This window comes from Arsukibacterium sp. (assembly GCF_033722355.1).
Lineage (GTDB): Bacteria > Pseudomonadota > Gammaproteobacteria > Enterobacterales > Alteromonadaceae > Alishewanella.
The window spans coordinates 1-6,371 of record NZ_JAWVZF010000155.1; the positions used below are offsets into that span (position 1 = coordinate 1).

Genomic DNA, 6,371 nt, shown 5'->3' on the forward strand with positions numbered 1-6,371 from the left:
GCAGGTACAACGGGGCGATGTGCTGTCCAGTTTATTTAAAAAAGCCAATGTCAGCCAGCAGACGATGCTGGATATTCTGGCATTAGGTGACAGTACCAAAACCCTGACTAAGTTATTTCCCGGCGAAGTACTGGAGTTCGGCTTAAATGAACAAGGCGAGCTTAGTGAATTACGCTATGCAATTAACAAACTGAAAACGTTAAAAATCAGTCGTGACCCAACCGGGAATTTTATTGCTGAAGAGCTGGAGAAAACAGTCGAACATCGACAGCAATTTGCCAGCGCAGAAATTAAGTCCAGCTTTTGGAGTGCAGGCATCGAAGCCGGACTATCCGAAGCTCAGATCATGAACCTAGCCGGCATTTTTGGCTGGGATATCGACTTTGGCCTCGACTTGCGAGCCGGTGACAGTTTCAGTGTGATCTACCAGGCTAATTATGTTGATGGTGATTTTGTTGGCTATGGCACCATTATCGCAGCCCAGTTCCAGAACCAGGGTCAGATAATTCAGGCCGTGCGCCACACCGATGGCAATTATTATAAGCCGGATGGCGCCAGTATGCGCCAGGCCTTTTTGCGGGCGCCGGTCAGCTTTCAGTACGTCAGCTCCAATTTCAACCCAAGACGCCTGCATCCGGTCCTCGGTAAAGTCCGCGCTCATAATGGTGTCGATTATGTCGCGCCGGTCGGCACCCCCATTATGGCTGCCGGTGACGGCAGAGTAACGCACTCTGCCTACAATAACCTTAATGGTAATTACGTATTTATTAAACACGCCAATAATATCGTTACCAAATACCTGCATTTGTCGCGGCGTAATGTCAAGGTTGGCGACAAAGTAAAACAAGGTGAAACGATCGGCCGGCTCGGTGCTACCGGCCGGGTCACCGGTGCCCATCTGCATTATGAGTTTTTACTGAATGGCGTACACCGCAACCCCCGGACAGTTAAGCTGCCTCAGGCCACACCGTTGCAGGGTAAAGAACGCGAGCTGTTTATTGCCAGCGCCACACCTGTATTAGCTGAACTTCAGACAAAAGAACGGGTGTTACTGGCAAAAGCGGCACCCTGAGGCCGCAGTCTGATGTATTACATTGGCATTATGTCAGGCACCAGTCTTGATGGTATCGATCTGGTGCTTGTCAGTTTTACCCCGCAACCCACGCTGATCTGCAGCCTGTTACATTCTTATCCCGTCGGGCTTAAACAACAACTGCAACAACTTTGCCAACCAGGCATTAATGAAATTGAATTATTAGGGCCGACTGAGCAACAGCTGGCATACTGCTATGCTGCGGGCGTGGCAGCATTACTGGCGAAAGCAGGGCTGGCGGCAAGCCAGATCAGTGCTATTGGCTGCCATGGCCAGACTGTCCGCCACCGGCCGGATGGTCAATATCCGTTTACGATCCAGATTGGTGATATGCATAAACTGGCGATGCTTTGCCAAATTCCGGTTATAGCAGACTTCCGGCGCAAAGATATTGCTTATGGCGGTCAGGGTGCGCCGTTAGTGCCGGCTTTTCACCGCGCCGTATTTGATAAGGCAGATAAGCGCCGGGCTATTGTCAATATCGGTGGCATTGCAAATGTCACGCTGCTTAATGAGGGGGCGGCAGTCACCGGCTTTGATACCGGCCCTGGCAATGCGCTGCTGGATAACTGGGTGATGTATTGTCATGGCAAACCTTATGATGAACACGGCAGGTTTTGCCGGCAGGGACAGTTACAACCTGAATTACTGGCGGCAATGCTGAGCGATTCCTACTTTGCCAGAGCCGCGCCCAAGAGCACCGGCCGGGAATATTTCAACCTTGACTGGCTACAGCAATTCAAACCTGAACGCTATAACGCGGCAGACGTGCAGCGCACCCTCTGCCGTCTCACTGCCCAAAGCATCGCCAATAGTCTGGATAACGCAGTGCAACAGGTGTATGTCTGTGGCGGCGGTGTCCACAACCCGCTGATAATGGAAGATCTGAGCGTATTATTAACGCGGTGCAATGTTAGCAGTACCGCTGTGCTAGGTGTTGATCCCGATTGGGTGGAAGCAATGGCATTTGCCTGGCTGGCCTGGGCTTATCAGCATCAGGTTACCGGCAACCTGCCAGAGGTCACCGGTGCCAGCAAAGCCTGTGTGCTAGGGGTGGCTTATCAACCTTAACGCGCCAACCCCTCGCTGTTAGCCTACCAATGCCAGCAGAATGCCGGCAGCCACTGCTGAGCCAATAACGCCGGCGACATTTGGCCCCATGGCATGCATTAATAAAAAGTTATGTGGATTGGCCTGTAAACCGACTTTGTTAACGACCCTTGCTGCCATTGGCACAGCAGACACCCCGGCAGCACCTATTAATGGATTGATTGGCTGTTTTGACAATTTTGACATCAGCTTAGCCATTAATACACCGGTCGCCGTGCCAATCGCAAATGCTATTGCCCCCAGTACCAGAATGCCCAGGGTCTGGGTGGTTAAGAATTTATCCGCACTGAGTTTGGAGCCTACTGCCAGCCCAAGGAAAATAGTCACAATATTGATAAGCTCATTTTGAGCCGTTTTACTTAAACGTTCTACCACCCCCGCTTCACGCATCAGGTTACCGAGACAAAACATCCCGATTAGCGGCGCGGCAGTTGGCAGTAACAGAATAGTCAGCAGCACCAACATTAAAGGGAAAAGAATTTTCTCCCGTTTGCCAACGGAGCGCAGCTGAGTCATTTGAATTTCACGCTCTGCTTTATTCGTCAGCGCCTTCATGATTGGCGGCTGAATGATAGGCACCAGCGCCATATAGGAATATGCAGCAACGGCTATGGCACCCAGCAAATCAGGAGCCAGTTTTGACGCCAGAAAAATGGCAGTCGGCCCATCGGCGCCACCGATTATGGCAATAGCAGAGGCCTCTTTCAGCGTAAAACTTAACCCTGGCACCCAGTTCAGCGCAATAGCACCAAACAAGGTCGCAAAAATGCCAAATTGTGCCGCAGCACCCAGTAACAGCATACGGGGATTAGCAATTAGGGCACTAAAGTCGGTCATGGCACCAACGCCCATAAAAATCAGCAACGGGAAAATACCGGTGCCGATACCTACTTCATATATCATGTAGAGTAAGCCGCCAGGCTCCCCCATACCGGCCAGCGGGATATTCGTTAATATCGCACCAAAGCCAATGGGCAACAACAACAGCGGCTCAAAGCCACGGGCAATCGCCAGATATAACAGCACAAAGCCCACCAGCATCATCACTACCTGCCCGACAGTAAAATGCACAATGCCGGTCGACGCAATCAGGGTATTAAGCTCGTCCATCAAAATTCCTTAAACCGCTAGTACTATTCAAAACTAATCAGTACGTCACCGGTACTGACCGCATCACCTGCTGCCACATGAATATTGGCAATAGTACCATCAGCCACTGCCCGCACCTCAGTCTCCATTTTCATCGCTTCCATGATAATAACGACGTCACCCCGCTTAACCGTTGCGCCAACCTTAGTGGTAATTTTCCAGATATTCCCCGCCAGGGGAGCATTCAAGGTAGCACTGCCCGTCACGGAGGCACTGCCTGGTATATTTTCGGACACCACCGGTTTAATGCTGTTTAATTCGCCGCCCGGCGCCACTTCAACTTCGTATACTTTGCCATCCACCCGCACGCTGTATGCTGCCGGCCCGGTTGACACCGTTTTTGCTTTTTGATTATCCGCAGTGCTCTGCTGTTGTGCTTCATCAGCCTCTGGAGCCGGTTCAAATGCGGCTGGGTTATTACGGTTCTTCAGAAACTTCAGGCCGACCTGCGGAAATAAGGCATAGGTCAACACATCATCAATGCTGTCTTTTGCCAGATCGATTGACTCAGCCTTGGCAATATCCCGTAACTCACTGTCAAGTCTGGCCATTTCAGGTTCCAGTAAATCAGCGGGCCGGCAAGTTATCGGTTCAGCTCCGTTCAGCACTTTCTGCTGTAATTCACGATTGACCGCTGCTGGCGTTGCCCCGTATTCCCCCTTTAACACGCCCGCCGTTTCTTTCGTGATACTTTTATAGCGCTCGCCGGTCAGCACATTCAATACAGCCTGAGTACCAACAATTTGCGACGTTGGTGTAACCAGCGGGATAAAGCCGAGATCCTCTCTGACTTTTGGTATTTCCTGTAACACATCATCGAGTTTGTCCAGTGCACCCTGCTCTTTTAACTGGCTTTCCATATTCGTCAGCATGCCGCCGGGCACCTGAGCGAGCAGGATCCGGGCATCGACGCCTTTTAACGATCCCTCAAAACGGGCATATTTTTTGCGAACATCACGGAAATAGGCAGCAATTTCGGCTAATAATTCAAGATTAAGGCCAGTGTCCCGCTCAGTGCCCTCGGTAATGGCTACCATTGTCTCGGTCGCACTATGGCCGTAAGTCATACTCATCGATGAGATGGCGGTGTCCAGCATATCGATGCCTGCGTCAATCGACTTTTGATAAGTTGCAGTGCTAAGCCCGGTGGTTGCGTGACATTGCATGGCCAGCGGGATACTCGTTGCTTCTTTAATCCGGGTTACCAGCTCTTCAGCGACATAAGGTTTTAGCAGTCCGGCCATATCCTTAATAAAGATGGAGTCACAGCCCATATCCTCCAGTTGTCGTGCCATATCAACCCACATATCAACAGTGTGTACCGGAGAGACCGTATAAGAAATAGTACCCTGGGCATGAGCACCAACACCTTTCGCGGCCTGCACTGCAGTCTGCAGATTCCGGATATCATTCATTGCATCGAAAATACGGAAGACATCGACGCCATTGGCATGGGCCCGCTCGACAAAGGCTTTTACCACATCATCCGCATAATGGCGGTAACCGAGTAAATTCTGGCCACGGAGTAACATCTGCTGGCGGGTGTTGGGCATGGCTTTTTTTAACTCCCGGATACGGTGCCACGGATCCTCTCCCAGATACCGAATGCAGGCATCAAACGTCGCGCCGCCCCAGGATTCCATCGACCAGTAACCTACCTGATCAAGTTTGCCGGCAATCGGTAACATATCTTCCAGACGCAGGCGGGTTGCCAGTAAAGACTGGTGCGCATCGCGCAACACTAACTCGGTTAATAATAAAGGCTTCGTCATGCCAGCTTCTTCCTCTTATTTATGTTGTTGGCGATACTGGTGAACTGCAGCACTGATTGCGGCGACCACAGCAGGCGATACGCCATTGCTGGCAGTCTCTGATTTACGGCTGTTGTCAGGTCCTTGCACCGGGGCAAAACGCCGCAACAGGCCACTCATCACCGTCATCAGCAACACCAGCAACAATAAAAATGTGAACACACTTACCATGCCTATCAGCATTAATGTTGCCGACTCGAGCAATAAATCAGATACCATCAGTGCATTCTCCCTTAGCTGCATATGTTCTGCGTTTACCAGTGTTTCATGACAACAAAGTTAATGCAAACAGCATAGTTTAGCTGCTGCGGTGCTGCCGGATTAATTAAGGCATTATGAGGGCTCAGGTGCCAGCTGAATAATAAAACTGAGTGATGCCAGCTATTTCGCCAGCGAATCACTCAAGGCACTTTAACATCTAGACGTCTGGAAAGATAACGTGAAGCGAGGTTGATTACAAGTCCTGTTGGCTTATCTGAGCAATCAGCTCATCGACAAGTTGCTGCCAGCCAAGGCTGAGCGCACTGACTAACGCCGGATAGCCATCAGCGGTTAACGGTTGCTGATAGCTAAAGCGGTGACGCGTCTGTTCGCTTTCTGAACTTAGCGTGTAATAACCACTGATAATCGCCACACCGTTTGCCTGTGCATAAAAACGGTCAACGGTCAGTTGCAACTTCAGATCAGCACTGCCCTGTCCCTGGAACAGCTGAAATGCCGGCAATCTGGGCGGTAACTGTTCGGCTAACAGCCGGTAAAGTTGCTGATCTAATGCGTCAGCCCACAAATGCCGACTGGCAATCAGTAGTTCGACATCTGAACGCTGCATCACCAGACCAGCCCCATTCAGGTAGTTTGCCACCCTGACCGGCTGCAGTTGCAATGTTTTCGTTGTGCCAGGCTGTGGTTGTGGTTCGGCCTGTGCCGGCATCGGCACTGCCAGCTGGTAATAGCTAACCGGCGGCGGGCTGCTACAGGCAGTGATACCTAAGATCACAGCGAACAATAACGCTAACTTTATCATCTGGCTTTCCTTGGTTCAGGTTCAGGCTTGTCACTGGCATTGAAAATCAAAGAATTACTTTGCTGGTTCAGTGTCTTAATAACCGGTTGCAACTCTCTTAACACCTGCTCTAATGCCTGCAGATTGGCATTAACATTATTATAGGCAGCGCCATCAGGGCTAAAGCCCTGTAGCGTAGTGCGAA

The 6,371-nt window shown here is 50.8% G+C and carries 6 protein-coding genes and 1 pseudogene; 2 read left to right on the plus strand and 5 right to left on the minus strand.

What is annotated here, in order from left to right:
- Nucleotides 1-1,072: peptidoglycan DD-metalloendopeptidase family protein (locus R3177_RS12185; RefSeq protein ID WP_318971302.1), on the plus strand; the 1,072-nt coding region annotated here is incomplete at its 5' end.
- Nucleotides 1,073-1,084: 12 nt separating this feature from the next.
- Nucleotides 1,085-2,164 (plus strand): anhydro-N-acetylmuramic acid kinase, encoded by a 1,080-nt coding sequence (locus R3177_RS12190; protein WP_318971303.1) that lies wholly within the window; start codon nt 1,085-1,087, stop codon nt 2,162-2,164.
- 18 nt (nt 2,165-2,182) lie between these two features.
- Here the strand turns inward: R3177_RS12190 and R3177_RS12195 are convergent, their stop codons facing one another.
- The 5 genes and pseudogenes from R3177_RS12195 to R3177_RS12215 all read right to left on the minus strand — a co-directional run.
- Nucleotides 2,183-3,313, minus strand: a complete 1,131-nt coding sequence (locus tag R3177_RS12195; protein WP_318971304.1) for a sodium ion-translocating decarboxylase subunit beta — start codon at nt 3,311-3,313, stop codon at nt 2,183-2,185.
- 23 nt (nt 3,314-3,336) lie between these two features.
- Entirely contained in the window at nt 3,337-5,124 is a 1,788-nt protein-coding gene (gene oadA, locus R3177_RS12200; RefSeq protein ID WP_318971305.1) for a sodium-extruding oxaloacetate decarboxylase subunit alpha, read from the minus strand.
- A 15-nt stretch (nt 5,125-5,139) separates the two neighbouring features.
- Complete coding sequence (locus tag R3177_RS12205; RefSeq protein WP_318971306.1) at nt 5,140-5,406, minus strand: oxaloacetate decarboxylase subunit gamma; 267 nt, start codon at nt 5,404-5,406, stop codon at nt 5,140-5,142.
- 211 nt (nt 5,407-5,617) lie between these two features.
- Nucleotides 5,618-6,187 carry a membrane integrity-associated transporter subunit PqiC gene (locus tag R3177_RS12210; RefSeq protein WP_318971307.1) on the minus strand — a complete coding sequence of 190 codons (570 nt, stop codon included), beginning with the start codon at nt 6,185-6,187 and terminating at the stop codon, nt 5,618-5,620.
- Nucleotides 6,184-6,371: pseudogene (locus tag R3177_RS12215) on the minus strand (paraquat-inducible protein B); the annotation flags it as partial. The pseudogene R3177_RS12215 and the gene R3177_RS12210, both read right to left, overlap by 4 nt.